This window comes from Mesorhizobium sp. M3A.F.Ca.ET.080.04.2.1, from assembly GCF_003952525.1.
Taxonomy (GTDB): domain Bacteria; phylum Pseudomonadota; class Alphaproteobacteria; order Rhizobiales; family Rhizobiaceae; genus Mesorhizobium.
In genome coordinates, this window is the sequence record NZ_CP034451.1 from 2,299,892 (window position 1) to 2,320,269 (window position 20,378).

Below are 20,378 nucleotides of genomic sequence, written 5' to 3' on the forward strand. Positions count from 1 at the left end.
CCGATTTTGCCGAGGTATCCGGGCGGGCGCAGAGCCACGCCACTCTGGAATGATTCCAGACTAGGCCGGGCCGCCGATAAAGACAAATTGCCTTTCCTGTTTTTTCCGATAGGATTTTCTTATGATTGGCCTCACCGTCCGGCAGATGCTTTATTTCGACGCGCTGGCGCAGACGCTGCATTTCGGCCGCGCCGCAAAGCTCGCCGGCGTCAGCCAGCCGGCGCTTTCCGCGCAGATCGCCGAAATGGAAGAGCGGCTCAACTGCCTGCTGTTCGAGCGCGGCGGCAAGACGGTGCGGATGACCGACGAAGCGCTTGCCCTGCAGCCGCGCATCGAACGCATCCTCGCCGACATACGCGAGGTGGAGACGACGGCCCGGCGCGGCCGGCCTGTCATGGAAGGCCGCTTCCGGCTGGGCATTATCCCGACGGTCGCGCCTTATCTGCTGCCGCATGTGCTGCCGCAGCTCAGGCGGCATTTCCCTGCCCTGCAGCTCGAATTGCGCGAGGCGGTGACGGCCTCGCTGATCGAGGACAGTGCCTCGGGGCGGCTCGACGCCTTCATCGCCGCCTTGCCGCTCGACTATCCGGGCCTCGTCACCGAGGAGCTTTTCCCCGACCGGTTCTTCCTGGCGGTGCCTGTCGGCGATCCGGCCTTCGCTTCGCCGCCGGTGCCGCCGGAAAGCCCCGCATTGGAACGGCTGATGCTGCTCGAGGAAGGACATTGCCTGCGCGAGCAGGCGCTGGCCGTCTGCGGCAATGTGCGGCCGGTGGCAATGGCAAGCTACGGTGCCACCAGCCTCACCACGCTCTTGCAGATGGTGGCGCATGGGCTGGGCGTGACGCTGGTCCCGGAGATGGCGGCAAGTGCGGCCGGCGTCATGCCCGATCTCAGGATCGTGCCGTTCCAGGAGCCGATGCCGCAGCGCATGATCTGCATGGCCTGGCGGAAGAACAAGGTGCGCCAGGACGAATGCGTCGAACTGGCGAAGATCATCCGCGGGCTGGGTCAGGCGGTGCTGGCGGCATAACGCGCGCTTTTGCATGTGCCCGCCGGTCAGCACATGTCAGTGTGGTGACTGTTTGAAATGGGCTCACCTCAAGCTTTCATGGGATCGCTATCAGGAAAACGAAGGTCATGAAGACGATCAGGTGAACCGCACCGGTCAGAAACGTCGTCCTCTCGGTGCTGAAACTGATGCTGCAGATGAAAAGCGCCAGCACCAAAAGCACGATATCGACGGAAGGAAGCCCGAGCGTCAGTCCCCTTCCCGTCAGCAGGCTGGCGGCTGCCACTGCCGGTATGGTCAAGCCGATCGTCGCGCAGGCCGAACCCATCGCGACATTGAGGCCGCGCTGCAGCTCATTGTTGAGCGCGGCGCGGATGGCCGAAATGGATTCCGGCATCAGCACGAGCCCGGCAATCAATGCGCCGACGATGCCGTCGGCCTGGCTCAACTGGTAGGCGACGAGCGCATCTTCAACGCTGGCGGCAACCTGCTCGGCGAGCATCACGATACCGATCAGCCCAATGAACAGGAGCAGCGCGCTGGCCGCGACGCCCTCGTGAGCGGCAGTTCGGGCCGCATGCTCGGGTTCGTGCTGTTCAACGAAATCATCCCGGTGGCGGACCGTCTGCGCGAACACGAAGCACGCGTAGAGCGACACCGAAAGCACGCTGACGAAGCCAAGCTGCGCGGCTGAAAACGTTCCCGGATCCGTGGTTCGCGTGTAGGTCGGCAGAATAAGCGTCATCACCGTCAGCGCAGATAGAACCGCCAGATAGGCGCTGGTTCCCTGCCGCACGATGGCCTGCTTGCGATGGCGCCAGCCGCCGAGCGTGAGACAGATGCCGACGACGCCGGTGGACGTGATCATCACCGTCGAGAAAACCGATTCTCGGGCAAGCGTCGGGTTGTTTTCGCCGTGCAGCATCATCGAGACGATGATCGACACTTCGATCGCCGTCACCGCAAAGGTCAGCACCAACGTTCCATACGGCTCTCCCACGCGCCGGGCGACCGCCTCGGCGTGATCGAGCACCACGAAAATGGTGACGAACATGATAGCGGTCGAAACGGCGCCGACCAGAATCCTGATCTCCAGCGATCCTTGCTCGACCGACAGCCCGCCGACCCTGACTGCGAGAGCCATGGCCAGGGCAGCGGCGGGCATCACCCGAGAGACCACCGATCGCCCGAATTCGCTCATCGCGGCCTTGGCGTTGCTGTCTTGGGCATTTGCGCAAGCTTGCGTGGGGGCATCCAGCCAAGTGTCCTGCGAAAGCCGTTGCCGGCCGGCATTCGATGATCCCGCCCTGTCATCGGGAAAGCGCGGCGGCCTATTGGGGCGTGTTCTCCTTGACGACCTTCTGGCATTGCGGCGCCAGGTCGCTCAGATGATCGTTCAGGCACTTGATGATGCGGCCGCCACCCTGTTCCACGCCCTTGCAGAACTTCTCATAGTCGGCCTGGCAGGCTTCCCGCTCCGCCGCCGTCTGTGCCAGCGCCACTGTAGCGGTAATCTGAGTTGCCACAAAAAGCACGCCCAACGCAATCCGCATGACAAACTCCCCCAAAAAAGGTAGGTTCACCCAATTCCATAACAATGCGATATATATACCGAAGTATTCAGAGGGGCAAAATGGTTTTCGCCTGGGGGAGAGCCGCGCCGACGGCAGGTTTATTCGCACTTGCAGCAACGTTACTGTGCGGTTGCAGCAAAGAAAACAGTTACGCGCCGCCGCCACCCCCCAAGATCGACGTCGCGGTTCCGGTGAAGCAGAACGTCACCCCCTATCTCGATGCCACCGGCAGCGCCGCCGCGATCAACACGACGCCGCTGGTTGCCCGTGTCTCGGGCTTCATCCAGGAAATCGACTACAAGGACGGCGACGAGGTCAAGGCAGGCACGCGCCTGTTCCTTATCGAGCAGGCTTCCTACCAGCTGGCGCTCGACCAAGCCCAGGCCGAACAGGGTTCGGCCGATGCCTCGGCCAAGCAGTCCGGAGCCGACCTGAAGCGGCAGCAGGAGTTGCTGTCGCAGAAGATCATCTCGCAATCGACCCTCGATCAGTCCGCTGCCGCGGCAGACGTCGACGTCGCCAAGCAGAAGCAGGCCGCGGTCGACGTCCAGCAGGCCCAGCTGAATTTGAGCTACACAGAGGTCAAGGCGCCGTTTGCAGGCATCGTCGGCGCCCGCCAGGTCTCGATCGGGCAACTCGTCGGCGCCGGCAGCGCCACCACGCTGGCGACCATCGTTCAGCTTGCGCCCATCTACGTCAACTTCAACGTTTCGGAGCAGGACGTGCTACGCATCCGCGCCGCCATGGCCAAGCGCGGGATAACCTCACAGGATCTGAAGAAAATACCGGTCGAAGTCGGTCTGCAGAACGAGACGGGCTACCCGCATAAGGGGATGCTGGACTTTGCAGCGCCGGAGGTGACAGCCGCCACCGGCACGCTTGCGGTGCGCGCTGTGCTGCCCAACGACGATCGGGCGCTGCTGCCGGGCTACTTCGTGCGCGTCCGCGTGCCGTTGGGCGAAGAGCCCGACATGCTGCTCGTTCCCGATCGCGCGATCGGCAGCGACCAGAGAGGCCGCTACCTGCTCGTCGCCGGCAAGGACGACGTGGTCGAGGAGCGCCCGGTCGAGATCGGCCAGCTCGTCGGTACGCTGCGCGTGATCACCAAGGGCATCTCGGCGGAAGATCGCGTCCTGGTCTCCGGCTTGCTCACGGCCGTGCCGGGCCAGAAGATCGAGCCGCAGGTGAAGACGCTGGAAGCGGCCGCAGCCGACGGCGCTGTGCAATGATCTCCAAATTCTTCATCGAACGCCCGGTCCTGGCCAATGCCATCGCGATCCTCATGGTCGTCGTCGGGCTGATCTCGCTGTTCGGCCTGCCGGTGGCGCAATATCCCGACGTGGTGCCGCCCACGGTTTCGGTCACGACACGCTATCCCGGCGCCAGCGCCCGCTCGGTGATCGACACGGTGGCGCTGCCGATCGAACAGCAGGTCAACGGCGTCGAAGGCATGCTCTACATGCAGTCATTCGCCGCGTCGGACGGCAGCTACAATCTGACCGTCACCTTCCAGATCGGCACCGATCTGGACCAGGCGCAGGTGCGCGTCCAGAACCGCGTGTCCACCGCCCTGGCGTCCCTGCCGCAGGCAGTGCAGGTGCAGGGCGTCAACGTCCAGAAGAAGTCGACCTCCATCCTCGAGATCGTGACGCTGACGTCGCCAAGCGGCCAGTATGACAGCCTCTACCTCGCCAACTATGCGACGATCCGCCTGAAGGACGAACTCTCCCGGATTCCGGGCGTCGGCAACGTCAACGTGTTCGGCGCCGGGCAGTACTCGATGCGCGTCTGGCTCGACCCGGAGAAGATGCAGGTCCGCGGCCTGACCACGCAGGACGTGGTCCAGGCGCTGCAGCAGCAGAGCGAGCAGGTCACTGCGGGTCAGGTCGGTGCGCCGCCGGCGCCCGACGGGCAGTCCTTCCAATACACGATCGAGGTGTCCAGCCGTCTCGACGACCCCGATCAGTTCGGCGCGGTGATCGTCAAGACCGGCGCCAACGGCGACCTGACCCGCGTGCGCGACGTCGGCCGGGTCGAGCTTGGCGCCCAGACCTATGGGCAGTTCTTCAATCTCGACGGCCAGCAGGCGGCCGGCCTGGCCATTTTCCTGTCGCCGGGCGCCAATGCGCTCGACGTGGCCGGCAAGGTCGAGGCGAGGATGAAGGAATTGTCGGGCGAGTTCCCGCAAGGCCTTGCCTACTCGATCCCCTTCAACACCACGATTTTCGTCAGCCAGGCGATCGACGAGGTCTACAAGACCCTGTTCGAGGCCGCGGTGCTGGTGCTGATCGTCATCCTGCTCTTCCTGCAGGATTGGCGGGCGATGCTGGTGCCGGCAACGACCGTGCCGGTGACCATCATCGGCGCCTTCGCGGCCATGCTTGCGCTCGGCTTCACCGTCAATCTGTCGACCCTGTTCGCCATCGTGCTCGCCATCGGCATCGTCGTCGACGACGCCATCGTCGTGGTCGAGGGGGCTGCGCACAATATGGAACGCGGCATGTCGCGCCACGACGCGGCGGTCGCGGCGATGAATGCGCTGTTCGGGCCGATCATCGGCATCACTCTGGTGCTGATGGCGGTGTTCCTGCCGGCCGCCTTCCTGCCTGGCCTGACCGGGCAGATGTATGCGCAATTCGCGCTGGTGATCGCGGCGACGGCCCTCATCAGCGCCGTCAACGCGGCAACGCTGAAACCGACGCAGTGCGCGACCTGGCTGAGGCAGCCGGTGGCGCTCGAAAAACGCAACGCCTTCTTCCGCGGCTTCAACCGCCTCTACCAGCGCGCGGAAAACAGCTATGCGCGCCTGATCGGATCGATGGTGCGTCACAGCACGGTGATGGGCATCATTGCGCTGCTGATCATCGGCGCGGCGGGCTACGGCATGTCGCGCGTCGCCACCGGCTTCATCCCGATCGAGGACCAGGGCTATCTGCTCGCTTCGGTGCAATTGCCCGACGGGGCATCGCTCGGCCGCACGCAGGACACGCTGCAGCAGGTCTCGACCATCGCCAAGGCCACGCCGGGGGTCGACCAAGTGGTGACGATCGCCGGCCTCTCGGCCCTCGACAACAACTCCACGCTCGCCAATGCGGGCGTCGCCTACATCATCCTCAAGGACTGGAGCGTGCGCGGCAAGGGCGAGGATCTCGCCTCGCTCTATGCGACGCTCAACAAGAATCTGTCCGGCATGGCGGACGGGAACGTGCTGGTGCTGCCGCCGCCGCCGATCCAGGGCATCGGCAACGCCGCCGGCTTCACCATGCAGATCGAGCTACGTGACGGCAGCTTCGACCTGGCCAAGCTGCAAGGCGCCGCCAACGCGCTGACGAGGGCGGCAGAGACGCAGTCGGGCATCCAGCGCGTCTCGGCGACGTTCCGGTCCAACGTGCCGCAGTACCAGGTCGAGTTCGACCGCGAGAAGGTGCAGACGCTCGGGCTGACCACCGACCAGGTGTTCCAGACGCTGGCCGGCTATCTCGGTTCCACTTATGTCAGCCAGTTCAATAAGTTCGGGCGCGTGTTCCAGATCTATGTGCAGGGCGATGCGCAGTTCCGTCTTTCGCCCGAGGACATCGGCCGCCTGACGGTGCGCAACCAAAGCGGCGACATGATCCCGCTCAGCACCGTGCTAACCGTCACGCCAAGCGTCGGTCCCTCGCTGATCAGCCTCTACAACCTCTATCCCTCTGCCTCGATCCTCGGCGTGCAGGCACAGGGCTTTTCATCAGGCGATGCGATCAAACTGATGGAGGCGGCCGCCGCCGACACGCTGCCGCCCGGCACCGGTTACGACTGGACGGCGCTCTCGTTCCAGGAAAAGCTCGTCGGCGGCCAGATCTACCTGGTGTTCGGCATGGCGCTTCTGCTGGTCTACTTGGTACTGGCGGGACAATATGAGAGCTGGCTGGCGCCGATCTCGATCTTGCTCGCCGCACCGATGTCGCTGGTCGGCCCCGTGCTGGTGCTCAACGGGCTCCACATCGACAACAATCTCTATGTCCAGATCGGCCTGATCCTGCTGATCGCGCTGTCGGCCAAGAACGCCATCCTGATCGTCGAGGTCGCGCGCGAGTTGCGCGCCGCCGGCAGACCGATCGTCGAGGCGGCGATCGAAGCTGCACGCGCCCGGTTCCGCCCCATCCTGATGACCTCCTTCGCCTTCATTCTCGGCGTGGCGCCGCTGGTGCTGGCGACGGGCGCGGGCGCGAGCGCACGCAAATCGATCGGCATCACGGTGTTTTCGGGCATGATCGCCTCGACCTGCCTCGCCGTCCTCTTCGTGCCCGCCTTCTTCGTGATCCTGCAGCGGTTCGAGGAATGGCGCGCCGAGCGCAAGGCGAAGCGGGCGATGCTTCCGGGTTAGAGTATCTTCCGCTCAAACCGTCGTCGGCATTTTTCAAGACACGATCGGGGGCTGAACACCGTTTTCAGCATCGAACGCCTGGATTGCTTTGCGCGTCGCCGTGCAGAATCTGTCCAAAAGCTCTGGCTCGTTCGCCAGTCGCTGGCGCAGCGTGAAGGGTATCTCCAGTTGCGCTCCTTTCCCCGTCAATCCACGGTTGACAATGTTGAAATCGTCAATGCCTGGAAACGGGTGGTTATCCCTTTGCGTGCTGAAGCCGGCTTCCTGCAAACGCCAGACTATAGCTGAAATCAGCGCGGCGTCCTTTCCACCCATGTAGACCGTCGAGGGGTCATCCCGATCGTGTCGACCGTGGATAGAAACGACGGTGGACTTCGTTCGCAACAGTTCGAGCGCAGTTTCCTCGTCGAAGTTCCTCGACGTTATGTGCAGCTCTCGATTGCTTTCCGGCATGAGGCCTTCAAAGCAATACAAGTCGAGATCGCTCCCGGCTATCGTCTGAGTGATCAGGGATGTGCGGGGTTCGATTTTCCCGCCATGAGGAGCGATGACGATCGCGCTGCCGCTTCGCGCGCCACGTCGGACGACTATTCGATAGTCTATGTTCTCGGTCTTGGCGATTTTCAGCGCCGCGAAATTTGGGAACTCCTGTTCCATAGCTCTTCCAAAAACGCACGGTCGGCAGGTTCGCGTCTTCGAGCTGTTCAGCTTTCGCAGTATCGCTGATCCGCTCTAAGCGTTTGTTTTCACGCAATTCCGGACTTCCTGGAATTGCTTTAGGCGCGTTTCCCCAAAGGCTCAATATCTTCCGGTCGATCCTGCTTCACGCCGTCTTCTGCGCCACCAAGCCCAGTTCCTCGATCATCGCCTCGCGCATGAGAAACTTCTGCGGCTTGCCGGTCACCGTCATCGGCAGCTCGGTGCGGAAGCGGATGTAGCGCGGGACTTTGTAATGCGCGATCTGGCCGGCGCAGAAGGCCTTGATCTCCTCGGCGGTCGCGACCTGGCCGGGTTTCGGCACGATCCAGGCGCAGAGCTCCTCGCCATATTTGTCGTCGGGAACGCCGAAGACCTGCACTTCCTTGACCTTGGGATGGCGGTAGAGGAACTCCTCGATCTCGCGCGGATAGACGTTCTCGCCGCCACGAATGACCATGTCCTTCACCCGGCCGACGATGTTGCAATAGCCCTCGGCGTCGATGGTGGCGAGGTCGCCGGTGTGCATCCAGCCGTCGGCGTCGATTGCCTCGCGGGTCTTTTCGGCGTCGTCCCAATAGCCCTTCATCACCGAATAGCCGCGCGTGCAGAGCTCGCCCGGCGCGCCGACCGCGACGGTTCCGCCGTCGGCGTCGATCGCCTTGACCTCGACATGGGGCTGGATGCGTCCAACGGTGGAAACGCGCTTTTCCAGAGGATCGTCGACGCTGCTCTGGAAGGACACCGGGCTGGTCTCGGTCATGCCGTAGGCGATGGTCACCTGCGCCATATGCATCAGCGACACCACCTTCTTCATCACCTCGATCGGACAGGGCGAGCCGGCCATGATGCCGGTGCGCAGGCTGGACAGATCGAAGCTCGAAAAATCAGGGTGGTCGAGCATGGCCACGAACATGGTCGGCACGCCATAGAGGCCAGTGCAGCGCTCCTGCGCCAGAGCCTTCAGCGTGGCGCCGGCGTCAAAGCCTTCGCCCGGGAAGACAATGGTGGCGCCCTTGGTGACGCAGCCCATCGTGCCCATCGACATGCCGAAGCAATGATAGAGCGGCACCGGAATGCAAAGCCGATCGTCGACACCGAGCCTGATCGCCGCGGTGACGAAATTGCCGTTGTTGACGATGTTGTGATGCGTGAGCGTGGCGCCCTTCGGCGCGCCCGTCGTTCCGGAGGTGAACTGGATGTTGATGGCGTCGCTGGGCTTGAGGCCTTCCGAGATGCGGTCGAGGCTGTCGTGCTCGTCGCGGCCGGCCATGGCGAGCACGTCGCCGAAATTATACATGCCGGGCGAGTTGTCGTCGTCCATGCGGATGACGATCTTCAGCGCCGGCAGCTTCCTTGCGTTGAGCTTGCCGGGCTCGGCCTTGGCGATCTCCGGCGCCAGCGTCTCGATCATGCCGAGGTAGTCGGAGGTCTTGAAGCTGGCCGCGGTGACCAGCGCCTTGCAGCCGACCTTGTTCAGCGCATACTCCAGCTCGGTCAGCCGATAGGCAGGGTTGATGTTGACCAGGATGAGGCCAATGCGGGCGGTGGCGAACTGAGTCACCAGCCATTCCCAGCGGTTCGGCGACCAGATGCCGACCCGGTCGCCCTTTTCGAGGCCGAGCGCCAGGAATCCGGCGGCCAAGGCGTCAACCGCGTCCGATAGTTCGCTCCAGGTGAAGCGCTTGTCCTGGCCGACGAAGACGGCAGCGTCGAGCGTGGCGTATTTGGTGACCGTATCGGAGAACAGCTCCGGAATGGTCTTGTCGAGCAAGGGCACCGATCGGTCGCCGGAAACATGCGCCCTGCCGTCCACCGGAGCGATGAAGCTATTGCGCGATTTGCGCAGATTGGTGGCGTTCTTGAGCTCGTCGAGATTGATCGCCATCGCCGTCTCCTCCCGGGATTTAGCCAACCTATCAGCCTGCCGGGATGGTGGAAACCCGACAATGGTACGCCTATACGCGAGCGGAGAGTGGAAGGCCGCGAAAGGTGGAGGGCGGCAGGGATTACGAAAGTGCTCGACGTGAGACGACCCCACCCGCCTCGCTTCGCGAGACACCCTCCCCTCAAGGGGAGGGAGGGCGCTCATCTTGGTCGCAATATCGCGCAAGACGGCTTCGTCCGCTACATCTCGTCTCTTCCTGGACGCCACCAGGCAGGCCTGCGACTGCAGGATCACACCATCGCCCAGCACCTTGAGGTGGTTGGCGCGCAGCGTCGAGCCGGTGGTGGTGATGTCGACGATGACATCGGCGAGCCCGGCGGCCGGCGCCCCTTCGGTGGCGCCGAGGCTTTCGACGATGCGGTAGACCTGAATGCCGTGTTTCAGCGAGAAGAACTGCTGCGTCAGCCGCCAGTATTTGGTGGCTATCCGCAATCGCCTGCCGTGACGCTGACGAAAATCGGCGGCGACATCGTCGAGGTCGGTCATGGTGTCGACATCGAGCCAGATATCCGGCACCGCCACCACGACATCGGCATGGCCGAAGCCGAGACGGGCGACGATTTCGGCGCGCGCTTCCCAGTCGGCCAGGTTTTCGCGCAGCAGGTCTTCGCCCGTGATGCCGAGGTCGACCGCGCCCTGGCCGATTTCGCCGGCAATTTCGGACGCCGACAGGAAGGCCACCTCGACACTGTCGAGGCCATCGATGCGGGCACGGTATTTGCGGTCGTCTGCCGGCAAAGTGACCGCCAGACCGGCCTTGGCAAGCACCTCAAGCGATTGTTCCTTGAGGCGGCCCTTGGACGGAATCGCCAGCGTGATCATCGCGCGCGCTCCCGCAGGGTCTCGATGCGGTCGAGCCAGACCGAGAAGCCGACGCCGGGGATCGGCCTCTTGGCGCCGAGCAGCGTCAACAATCTGTCGTAGCGACCGCCGCCGGCCAGAGGGCGATCAGCGCCGTCCGCGGCGATCTCGAAGACGAGACCGGTGTAATAGTCGAGCGGGCGGCCGAAGGCGGCATCATAGCGGATCGTCGCCATCGGCAGGCCGTGCACTTCGATCGCCTGCACGCGGGCGGCGAAATTCTCCAGCGCAGATCCCAGGGACAGGCCGGCATCGGCGGCGAATTTGTCCAGCGCTTCGGTCGCGCCATCGAGCGCGACGTCGATCTCTAGAAAACCCTTCAAGGCGGAGAACGCCTCGTCGGAGAGCCGCACGCTGCGCAGTTGCGCCTTCTCGATCAGCCGCCTGGCTATGTCGGCGGGAGCGCGACCGCCGGAAGCGGACAAGCCGGCCTCTTCCATTCCGGCGGCGATATGCGCGGCCAAAGCTTCCGCGTCGCCGTCCAGCACCAGCACCGCCACCGGACCAGAGAGCTGGCTGTTGCGCGGCGGATTGGCGAGATCGGCAAGGGCCGCTTCCAGCATCTGCGCCGAGCCGAAGGCGCGGGCGAGGCGCATGCGCCAGCCGCGCGGCAGGCCGAGCGCCGCCAGCACCGCCTCGAACAGGGTCTGGTCGCCGAGTGTGATGGCGAGCGGCTGCCCAGGCAACACCAACGACAATAGCGCATGGGCGTCGGCCAGCGAGCGGGCATCCGCCGCTGCGGTGTCGCGGTCGCCGAGATCCTCGATTCCGGCTTGGAAGAACTCGTTGCCGCCTTCGCGGCGCTGGCGGAACACTTCGCCGAGATAGGAATAGCGGCGCGGCGTGCCGGCCTGGCTGGCGATGTGGTCGAGGCAGACCGGAATGGTGAATTCGGGCCGCAGGCACAGCGTCTTGCCGGTCTCGCTCTCGGTAAGAAAGATGCGGCGGCGCAGGTCTTCGCCCGCCATGTCGAGGAACGGATCGGCCGGCTGCAGCACCGCCACTTCCACGGCATGGGTGTCGCGTTCGGCGAAGAGGGCCGTGATGTCGGCGGCGATGGCGGGGTAGCGGGAGGTCATGGATAGGCGGGGCGCGAGGCGCCCCCCTCTGGCCTGCCGGCCATCTCCCCCTCAAGGGGGGAGATTGGCAGCTCAAAGCACGGCACCTTCTCTTCTCCGTAGGAGATTGGCGAAAGCATAGGCAACATCCAATCTCCCCCGTTGAGGGGGAGATGTCCGGCAGCACAGAGGGGGGTGTTCAAGCGCCACCCTTCGCGCGATCGGCCGCCTGCGCCGCCAGGATCTTCTTAACCTCGGCAACCAGCTCACCCTCTGCCACCGTCACCTGCGCCGGCCGCGCGGCGCGCCATTCGGCGTTGTCGGTGATCTCGGCCGACAGGCGCGCGCCCTCGATCAGGTCCTTGATCTGCACCTCGCCTTTGGCGCGCTCGTCGCCGCCCTGGATGATGGCGGCCGGGCTGCCGCGGCGGTCGGCATATTTCAGCTGCGCCTTCATGCCGGCGCCGCCGAGATACATCTCGGAGCGAATGCCGGCGGCGCGGAGATCCGCCACCATCTTCTGGTAGCGGCCAAGGCTTTCCGTATCCTTGTCCATGACCAGCACAACGACCGGGGCGACGACATCGGAGGTATCGAGCTTGCCGAGGTTCTTCAGCGCCGTCATCAGCCTGGAGACACCGATGGAGAAGCCGGTCGCTGGCACCGGCTCGCCGCGGAAGCGCGAGACCAGCCCGTCATAGCGGCCGCCGCCGCCGACCGAGCCGAAGCGCACGACCTGGCCGTCCTCGTTGGGGATCTCGGCCAGCAGCTCGGCCTCGAACACCGGGCCGGTGTAATATTCCAGGCCGCGCACGACGGAGCGGTCCATCACGATGCGATCTTCCCCGTATCCGGCCGCTCTGACCAGGGCTTCAATCGTGGCAAGTTCGCCGACGCCTTCCTGATAGACGGCATTTGCGCTGACACTGGAATCCTGGCCAGTCTGGCCGTTCCTTGCCGTCGCCAGAAGAACCGCTTCGGCCTGTGCGTCGTTCAACCCGGCGCCCTTAGCGAAATCGCCTTCGCCTTCCCTGCCGCCATCCCATCGTCCCGGGCCAAGCAGGAGCGTCACGCCTTCCGGCCCGAGCTTGTCGAGCTTGTCGATGGCCCGCAGAACCGTGAGCCTGCGCCCAGCATTCTCGTCGCCGCCAAGGCCGATCGCCTCCAGCACACCGTCCAGCACCTTGCGGTTGTTGACGCGAATGGCGTAGTCGCCGCGCTTGATGCCGAGCGCCTCCATGACGTCGGCCATCATCATCGCCATCTCGGCATCGGCGGCAACGCCCGGCGTGCCGATGGTGTCGGCGTCGAACTGCATGAACTGGCGGAAGCGGCCTGGGCCGGGCTTCTCGTTGCGGAACACCCAGCCGGAGCGGTAGCTGCGGTAGGGCTTCGGCAGGCGGTCGTAATTCTCGGCGACGAAGCGCGCCGTCGGCGCGGTCAGGTCGTAGCGCAGCGACAGCCACTGGTCGTCGTCGTCCTGGAAAGAAAACACGCCTTCGTTCGGCCGGTCCTGGTCGGGCAGGAATTTTCCCAGCGCGTCGGTGTATTCGATCATCGGCTGGTCGACCGGCTCGAAACCATAGAGTTCATAGACGCCCCGGATGGTCGCCATCATCTTCTCGACGGCGCGGATGTCCTCGGCGCTGCGGTCGGCAAAACCGCGCGGCAGCCGCGCTTTCGTCTTTTCGGATTTGTCGGCCATGGGTGGTTACTCGGTGTTTCGTGACGCGCCATGGATGGGAAATTTCCTATTCCAAGGCGCGCGTGTCCTAACCGATGCTGCTTGGTGCGGCAAGGGTGCCTGCCTCGAAACAAATCACGTCGAAAACGAAACAATTCCGCCACCGGCGCGGCATGCTGCCGACACAATCCCAGAGCATAAAGCGCACCGAAACAAAGGGTTCGGGTCATGATCACGGCGCAAGACATTACCGACAGCGGCAACCCGGCCGCCAGGCTGCGGCCTGCCGGCACTGCCCCGCTCAAGGCAGCGCAGCAGCCGGCCGGGCCATTCGAGGTTGCGGCGGAGACGCGCAAGCCGACGGTGCGCGACGCGCTGGTGACCGGCCTGATGGTGGTCTATCCGGTCTTCGCCGCGCTTGCGGCTATCCTCGCAGGGCTGTTCTTGACCAGCGCCAGCGGCGTCTGAGCTTGTCATTCGCCGGGAGATCTCGACGGTCGGCGCTGCCCCCCATCCGCCCTTCGGGCACCTTCTCCCCGTGAATGGGGAGAAGGGAAAAGCGCTCACTTCGGCCGCTTGAATGTCTTGCGCTCGGCTTCCACCTCTGCCCGGCACACACAGCCTTCGAGATGGTCGTTGACCAGGCCCATAGCCTGCATGAAAGCGTAGACGGTGGTTGGGCCGACGAAGCTCCAGCCGCGCTTCTTCAGTTCCTTCGAAATCCTGACCGAGACCGCCGTCGTCGGATTGGCACGCAGATGCGCGAGGTCGACAATCGAAGGCCGCTCGTCGGGACCGGGCTCGAATTTCCAGAACCAGGCGGCCAGAGAACCGAATTCATCGACCATCTCGCGGGCGCGCCTGGCGTTGTTGATGGTCGAGACGATCTTGCCGCGATGGCGGATGATGCCGGCATTGCCGAGCAGGCGCTCGACATCCTGCTCGGTGAAGGCAGCCACCTTGTCAAAGTCGAAATTGGCGAAAGCCTCGCGGAAGTTCTCGCGCTTGCGCAGGATGGTGAGCCAGGAGAGACCGGACTGAAATCCTTCGAGGCATATCTTCTCGAACAGCCGGCGGTCGTCCGCTACAGGCCTGCCCCATTCACGATCATGATAATGCAGATAGTCCGGCAGGTTGCCGTGCCAGAAGCAGCGCGCAACGCCATCGGGGCCATCGAGCAGGCCGGCATTCTCATTTCCCATTGCCAGAAATCCATTTGTTAACGCGCCGCAGCGGCCACTTTACGCCGGCTTTACCAGATTCCTGAACCGGTCGGTAACCACACCAAAAGGTTTACTGACAAGTCGGCATTTTACGCATTCCGATTCATGTTTCGGTTGCCGCTCGGCGCCAAGGATCGCGAAACCCGAGGAGCCCCGCTCCCGGACGGGTTCGACGATCAAGGTGCTTTTCAGATGAAGACAGCGTTTTGTTCCCTGGTCGGCGCGATTGCGGTTCTGGCCGCTGGCGCGACGACTTCGCTTGCCAATGACCGCTATGCCGACGTGCCGCCGGTGATGGTGAGCCCCGACCTTTCGGCGCCCTGGGTGCTGCAGCTCGGCCACGCGCCCGGCATCGTGCGCCCGACCCGGCAGGCGACCCAGCAGCCGCTGCGGCGGCTTCTCCAGGCCCAGCCCGGCCAGCAGCGGACCGCGGCCGTAGGCCAGCCTGCCAAGCGCATGGCGGCGCGGCCGCAGATCAATCCGATCTACCTGCCGCAGGAAGTCGCCTATGACGGCCCGCAGAAACCTGGCACCATCGTCATCGATACCAAGGACAACTTCCTTTATCTGGTCGAGAAGGACGGCAAGGCGCGCCGCTACGGCGTCGGCACCGGCAAGCCCGGTTTCGAATGGTCGGGCACGCACAAGATCACCGACAAAAGGGTGTGGCCGGACTGGCGCCCGCCAGCCGTTATGATCAAGCGCGAGGCGGCCAAGGGCCGCTATTTGCCGACCTATCTTGCCGGCGGCATCGAGAACCCGCTGGGCGCCCGCGCGCTCTACCTCGGCACCACCGAATACCGTATCCACGGCACGAACCAGCCATGGACGATCGGCGGCGCGGTGTCGTCGGGCTGCATCCGCATGCGCAACGAGGACGTCGTCGACCTTTACGAGCGCGTGAACATCGGAACGACCGTGGTGGTGATTTAGGAACTGTCAATCCGCGCGGCAGTCGTTTTTGGCGCGTGCTGTTGCTTTCAAGCCATAGCGCGCCTCTGGGAGACGTGCTTAGAGTGACAGCGGGTTAACGGGGGACGGGCCGTGTGGGGATACGGCCGGTCGCGAAAGGGCAGCACGGGCAACCGCGCTGCCCTTTTCCTTTCCCACCGCACGAAAGCTCGCCGTGGAGGCAACGCGGATAGCTATTCCGCTGCGACCAGTCGTTCATCGGCAACGCCCTCGGGCTTCGGGCCGCCATAGGCCCAGTCGAGCAGTTTGATCGTATGCACCACCGGCAGCTTGGCGGCCGAACCGATCTGGGTGATGCAGCCGATATTGCCGGTGGCGACCACTGAAGCGCCGGTCGCCTCGATGTTCTTCACCTTGCGGTCGCGCAGCTTTGCCGAAATCTCAGGCTGCAGGATGTTGTAGGTGCCGGCCGAGCCGCAGCAGAGATGACCTTCGCGCGGCTCGCGAACGATGAAGCCCGCCCTGGCGAGAAGCTCTTTCGGCTGGCGCGTGATCTTCTGGCCGTGCTGCATCGAGCAGGCGGAATGATAGGCGACGATGGTGCCCGGCTTGCGCACCGGCTCGGGCAAATCGAAGGCGGCGAGATATTCGGTGATGTCCTTGGCGAGTCTCGACACGTGAGCGGCCTTCTCAGAGTACGCCGGATCGAGGCGCAGCATGAAGCCGTAATCCTTGATCGTCGTGCCGCAGCCTGAAGCGGTGATGATGATGGAGTCGAGGCCGCCTTGTTCGATGGCGCGCGTCCAGGCGTCGACATTTTGCCTGGCGGACGCAAGGGCTGCCTCCTCGCGGCCCATATGGTGGACGAGCGCGCCGCAGCAGCCCTCGCCTTCCGGCACCACGACCTCGACCCCGAGTCGCGTCAGCAAGGAGATGGTCGTCTCGTTGATGGCGGGATCGAGCACCGACTGCGCGCAGCCGGTAAGAATGGCAACGCGGCCGCGCTTTGCGCCTTGCCCGGCATGCACGCCGGGCGAGGCCATTGGCGACGCCGTCGGGATCGACGAGGGCGCGAGCTTCAGCATGGCGGCGACCGGCTTCAGCGCCGGAAGTTTTTCGAACAGGCCGATGAACGGCCGGCCCAGCCCGGCCAGCTTCAGCGCGGCGCGGAAGCGGCTTGGATAGGGCAGCACGAAAGCCAGCACGGCGCGCGTCAGCCGGTCGAGCAGCGGACGCCTATAGGTCTCATGGATATGGGCGCGGGCATGATCGACCAAATGCATGTAATTGACGCCCGAAGGGCAAGTCGTCATGCAGGCAAGGCAGGACAGGCAGCGGTCGATATGGGTGACGATCTCCTTGTCCGCCGGCCGGCCGTTCTCCAGCATGTCTTTGATGAGATAAATGCGGCCGCGCGGTGAATCCAGCTCGTTGCCCAATGTCACATAGGTCGGGCAGGTGGCGGTGCAGAAGCCGCAATGCACGCATTTGCGCAGGATCTTTTCCGATTCCGCGACGTGCGGATCGGCAAGCTGCGAGGCTGAGAAATTGGTCTGCACCGAGATGTCCTTAATAGCTGAGCATGATCTTTCCCGAAAACCGGTTCCAGCTTTTCAAGGTCGCGGACCTTAGGTTCGGGATCATGCCTTATGAACCGAGGAGCCAACTTTGCGGGTTCTTGACCGGCTCGCCGCGCTGCAGCGCCTGCAGGCCCAGGATGCAGCGAACGATGAACCAGACCGCGACGGCAAACATCAGCAGGAAGCCGATCGCCAGCATCATCAGAACCACCGAGATCAGCGCGTAGAGAAGGCCGATCCAGAAGGTCCTGATCAGGAATGTGTAGTGGCTTTCGACGAAGCCGCCCGCCTTGCCGCGGTTGATGTAGGCGAGCACGATGCCTATGATGCCGGTTACGCCGATGACAAGGCTGGCGAGGTAGAGGATGTAGATGACCAGCGCGTTGGTCTGTCCCGGCTCGAGCCAGCGGTCCGTCTGGCGCGCTCCCGTGCCCGGGCCTGAATTGGCGTTGCTCATGATGCTGCTCCCTCCTTTGACTGGGCAAGAGTAGCAGAGCTGGAACCTGGCGCCATGCGGCCGGGGTTGAGAATGTGCTTCGGATCGAACTCGGCCTTGAGCCGCGCCGACAGCGCCGCCAGATGCTGCGGCTGCGGTTCGAACACCGGCAGGGCTGCGCGATGCGCAGCCGAGGCGCGCACCAAAGTCGCGTGGCCGCCGCCATGTTTGCGGATCAATCCGCGCAGCAACGCCGCGTCCGGGTCGGCCTCCCGCATCGACAGCCACACCAGCCCGCCCTGCCAGTCGTAGAAGGCCTCGACGGCAGCCTGCATGCGCAGCGCCATCACCATGTGATGCGCCTGCGAGGGCGCCATCGAGACGCGCCAGACCGGTCGGGCGCCGCCATCGGCGAAGGGCGCGCAATCGCGGATGTCGCGCCACAGGGTTGTGGAGCCCTCGCCCGCGATCTCTTCCAGCGGGCCGGCCTTGCCAAGCAGCTGTTTCAGCGCCTCGATGCGGTAGACGACCGAGGGACCAAAGCCTTCGACGCGCAGCAGCGTCGCGGCATCGCTGCCAAGCTTGCCGCCGGCTACGCGCGCGGCGATCCGCTCCGGCAGATGCGCGGCGCTCGAAACCTCTGCGCTGGAGCCGAGAGCCAGCGCCAAGGCCGACACGGCCGCATCGTCGAGCAGACCGCGAATGGCAAGTGTCACCTCGGTCTCGGCCGCGGGCAGCACCTTGAAGGTGACGTCGGTCAGAACGGCCAGCGTGCCCCAGCTTCCGGCCATCAGCTTGGAGAGATCGTAGCCGGTGACGTTCTTGACGACTCGGCCGCCCGACTTGAAGGCCTCGCCGCGGCCGGAAACCGCCGATATGCCGAGGATATGGTCGCGCGCCGCACCGGCCTTGAGCCGACGCGGACCGGACAGGTTCGCCGCCAGCACCCCGCCGATCGTGCCCCTGCCCGGCTCGCCCCCGAGCAGCGCGCGATAGTCCATCGGCTCGAACGCTAGCTGTTGGCCGTTTTCGGCGAGCAGCCTGTCGATCTCGGCGAGAGATGTTCCGGCCCTTGCTGAAAGCACCAGCTCGGCCGGCTCATAGAGCGTGACGCCGGTGAGCTTGGAGAGGTCGAGCGTATGCTCGGTCTGCAGCGGACGGCCGATGTTGCGCTTGGAGCCGTGGCCGAGGATTTCGAGGGAGGTTTCTTCGGCGGCCGCCCATTGGATGGTGGGGAGGATTTCGGCGGATGAGGATGGGGTGAAGGTGGTCATAGGCTGCGTTCCTTCGCGCCCCCCTCTGTCCTGCCGGACATCTCCCCCACTTGGCGGGAGATTGGCAGCTTCTGCGACCGCGCCTTTCTTGCAACTTTGAAGATTGGCGATGGCCGAGATGAAGGCTGATCTCCCCCCTTGTGGGGGAGATGTCCGGCAGGACAGAGGGGGGCGCGACAGAACGCCAACATGCGAAGTTGAGCCCCCATCAAAACCTCGGAATGTCCGGGAACGCCACCTGGCCGCGATGCACGTGCATGCGGCCGAGTTCGGCGCAGCGGCGCAGTTGCGGGAAGACCTTGCCGGGATTGAGCAGATGGTTGGGATCGAAGGCGCATTTGACCCGCATCTGCTGGTCGAGATCGACCTGGTTGAACATTTCCGGCATCAGGTCGCGCTTTTCGACGCCGACGCCATGCTCGCCGGTCAGCACGCCGCCAACCTCGACGCACAGGCGCAGAATGTCGGCGCCGAAATTCTCCGCCTTGTCGAGTTCGCCCGGCACGTTGGCATCGTAAAGGATCAGCGGGTGCAGATTGCCGTCGCCGGCGTGGAAGACATTGGCGACACCCAGCCCGTATTTCTCGGAAAGATCGCGCATGCCGGCGAGCACGCGCGGCAGTTCCTTACGCGGGATAGTGCCGTCCATGCAGTAGTAGTCGGGCGCGATGCGGCCTACCGCCGGGAACGCCGCCTTGCGTCCGGCCCAGAAGCTCAGCCGCTCCTGCTCGGATTGGGAGAGGCGGCAGGTGGTAGAGCCGTTGCGATAGGCGATCGCCTCGACCAAGCCGATCAGGTGATCGACCTCCACGCTCGGCCCGTCGAGCTCGACGATCAGCAGCGCCTCGACGTCGAGCGGATAGCCGGCATGGACGAAATCCTCGGCGGCGTGGATCGCCGGCCGGTCCATCATCTCCATGCCGCCCGGAATGATGCCGGCGCCGATGATGTCGGCGACGCACTGGCCGCCCTGCTCGCTGGTCGGGAAGCCGATCAGCAGCGCGCGCGCCGTCTCGGGCTTCTTCAGGATGCGCACGGTGACTTCAGTGACGACGCCAAGCAAACCTTCCGAGCCGGTCATGACGCCGAGCAGGTCGTAGCCTTCCTGGTCGAGATGGCTGCCGCCGAGGCGCACCACCTCGCCATTCATCAGCACCATCTCGACGCCGAGCACATTGTTGGCGGTAAGGCCGTATTTGAGGCAATGCACGCCGCCGGAGTTCTCCGCGACGTTGCCGCCGATCGAGCAGGCGATCTGGGAGGATGGATCGGGGGCGTAATAGAAGCCCTCCTGCTCGACGGCGGTGGTGATGCCCAGATTGGTGACGCCCGGCTGGGCGATGACGATGCGGTTCGGATAGTCGATCGCAAGGATGCGGTTGAAGCGGCTCATCACCAGAAGCACCGCGTCCTCGAGCGGCAGCGCGCCGCCGGAGAGCGAGGTGCCGGAGCCGCGCGGCACGACGCGGATGTTGCGGTCGTTGCAGTATTTCAGCACCCGCGAGACCTGCGCCACCGTTTCCGGCAGCACCACCACCAGCGGCAGCTGGCGGTAGGCTGTCAGGCCATCGGTCTCGAAGGCGCGCATCTCGTGGGCCGTGTCGACGACGCCTTCGCCGGGCACGATGATGCGCATGTCGGCAACGATCTCGGCGCGGCGGCGCATCGTCTCGGCATCGGGCTTTGGCATGGCAAGGCCGGACATCGGGCAGCCTCATGTCGCGTAACTGGTAAAAATCTTTTACCAGCTATGAGCC

At 64.4% G+C, this 20,378-nt stretch carries 16 protein-coding genes and 1 pseudogene; 5 read left to right on the forward strand and 12 right to left on the reverse strand.

The genetic code is table 11. The annotated features are described in order from the left end of the window. Nucleotides 1–121: 121 nt before the first annotated feature. Nucleotides 122–1,030: a hydrogen peroxide-inducible genes activator gene (locus EJ074_RS11175; protein WP_129553365.1), complete on the forward strand. Its 909-nt coding sequence runs from the start codon at nucleotides 122–124 to the stop codon at nucleotides 1,028–1,030. A gap of 76 nt (nucleotides 1,031–1,106) precedes the next feature. On the opposite strand, the gene EJ074_RS11180 is transcribed toward EJ074_RS11175, so the two are convergent. Next, the gene (locus EJ074_RS11180) at nucleotides 1,107–2,210 is read right to left on the reverse strand and encodes a calcium:proton antiporter (RefSeq protein ID WP_129553366.1); all 1,104 of its coding nucleotides are present in this window, start codon (nucleotides 2,208–2,210) and stop codon (nucleotides 1,107–1,109) included. Nucleotides 2,211–2,340: 130 nt separating this feature from the next. Then, nucleotides 2,341–2,562, reverse strand: coding sequence for a cysteine rich repeat-containing protein (locus tag EJ074_RS11185; protein WP_095809061.1), 222 nt, complete (start codon nucleotides 2,560–2,562; stop codon nucleotides 2,341–2,343). An 80-nt stretch (nucleotides 2,563–2,642) separates the two neighbouring features. Between EJ074_RS11185 and EJ074_RS11190 the strand changes: the two genes are divergently transcribed. Continuing rightward, a complete protein-coding gene (locus tag EJ074_RS11190; protein ID WP_095808996.1) occupies nucleotides 2,643–3,812 on the forward strand; it encodes an efflux RND transporter periplasmic adaptor subunit in 1,170 nt (389 codons plus the stop codon). Continuing rightward, entirely contained in the window at nucleotides 3,809–6,949 is a 3,141-nt protein-coding gene (locus tag EJ074_RS11195; RefSeq protein ID WP_095808995.1) for a multidrug efflux RND transporter permease subunit, read from the forward strand. The genes EJ074_RS11190 and EJ074_RS11195 overlap by 4 nt, the downstream gene beginning before the upstream one ends. Before the next feature lie 33 nt (nucleotides 6,950–6,982). Here EJ074_RS11195 and EJ074_RS11200 read toward each other — a convergent pair whose 3' ends face one another. From EJ074_RS11200 to hisS, 5 genes and pseudogenes are all read right to left on the reverse strand, one after another. Further along, a complete protein-coding gene (locus tag EJ074_RS11200) occupies nucleotides 6,983–7,606 on the reverse strand; it encodes a poly-gamma-glutamate hydrolase family protein (RefSeq protein ID WP_095808994.1) in 624 nt (207 codons plus the stop codon). A 166-nt stretch (nucleotides 7,607–7,772) separates the two neighbouring features. Beyond that, nucleotides 7,773–9,533 (reverse strand): AMP-binding protein, encoded by a 1,761-nt coding sequence (locus EJ074_RS11205; protein ID WP_150828321.1) that lies wholly within the window; start codon nucleotides 9,531–9,533, stop codon nucleotides 7,773–7,775. Nucleotides 9,534–9,728: 195 nt separating this feature from the next. Further along, nucleotides 9,729–10,415 (reverse strand): annotated as a pseudogene (gene hisG, locus EJ074_RS29890) (ATP phosphoribosyltransferase); the annotation flags it as partial. Then, nucleotides 10,412–11,533, reverse strand: a complete 1,122-nt coding sequence (locus tag EJ074_RS11210; protein WP_095808991.1) for an ATP phosphoribosyltransferase regulatory subunit — start codon at nucleotides 11,531–11,533, stop codon at nucleotides 10,412–10,414. The gene EJ074_RS11210 and the pseudogene hisG, both read right to left, overlap by 4 nt. Before the next feature lie 178 nt (nucleotides 11,534–11,711). Beyond that, nucleotides 11,712–13,217: a histidine--tRNA ligase gene (gene hisS, locus EJ074_RS11220; protein WP_095808990.1), complete on the reverse strand. Its 1,506-nt coding sequence runs from the start codon at nucleotides 13,215–13,217 to the stop codon at nucleotides 11,712–11,714. Between the two features lie 207 nt (nucleotides 13,218–13,424). Between hisS and EJ074_RS11225 the strand changes: the two genes are divergently transcribed. Beyond that, entirely contained in the window at nucleotides 13,425–13,664 is a 240-nt protein-coding gene (locus tag EJ074_RS11225; protein WP_095808989.1) for a hypothetical protein, read from the forward strand. 95 nt (nucleotides 13,665–13,759) lie between these two features. Here the strand turns inward: EJ074_RS11225 and EJ074_RS11230 are convergent, their stop codons facing one another. Further along, nucleotides 13,760–14,398, reverse strand: coding sequence for a DNA-3-methyladenine glycosylase I (locus tag EJ074_RS11230; RefSeq protein ID WP_095808988.1), 639 nt, complete (start codon nucleotides 14,396–14,398; stop codon nucleotides 13,760–13,762). 213 nt (nucleotides 14,399–14,611) lie between these two features. Between EJ074_RS11230 and EJ074_RS11235 the strand changes: the two genes are divergently transcribed. Next, on the forward strand, nucleotides 14,612–15,352 hold the full coding sequence (locus EJ074_RS11235; protein WP_095809060.1) for a L,D-transpeptidase: 741 nt from the start codon (nucleotides 14,612–14,614) through the stop codon (nucleotides 15,350–15,352). A 212-nt stretch (nucleotides 15,353–15,564) separates the two neighbouring features. On the opposite strand, the gene glcF is transcribed toward EJ074_RS11235, so the two are convergent. From glcF to EJ074_RS11255, 4 genes are all read right to left on the reverse strand, one after another. Continuing rightward, on the reverse strand, nucleotides 15,565–16,890 hold the full coding sequence (glcF, locus tag EJ074_RS11240; RefSeq protein WP_095808987.1) for a glycolate oxidase subunit GlcF: 1,326 nt from the start codon (nucleotides 16,888–16,890) through the stop codon (nucleotides 15,565–15,567). A gap of 88 nt (nucleotides 16,891–16,978) precedes the next feature. Beyond that, nucleotides 16,979–17,368, reverse strand: a complete 390-nt coding sequence (locus EJ074_RS11245; RefSeq protein WP_095808986.1) for a DUF4870 domain-containing protein — start codon at nucleotides 17,366–17,368, stop codon at nucleotides 16,979–16,981. After that, the gene (glcE, locus tag EJ074_RS11250) at nucleotides 17,365–18,621 is read right to left on the reverse strand and encodes a glycolate oxidase subunit GlcE (protein WP_095808985.1); all 1,257 of its coding nucleotides are present in this window, start codon (nucleotides 18,619–18,621) and stop codon (nucleotides 17,365–17,367) included. The genes EJ074_RS11245 and glcE overlap by 4 nt, the downstream gene beginning before the upstream one ends. A 208-nt stretch (nucleotides 18,622–18,829) precedes the next feature. Beyond that, nucleotides 18,830–20,326, reverse strand: a complete 1,497-nt coding sequence (locus tag EJ074_RS11255) for an FAD-linked oxidase C-terminal domain-containing protein (protein ID WP_095808984.1) — start codon at nucleotides 20,324–20,326, stop codon at nucleotides 18,830–18,832. Nucleotides 20,327–20,378 lie beyond the last annotated feature (52 nt).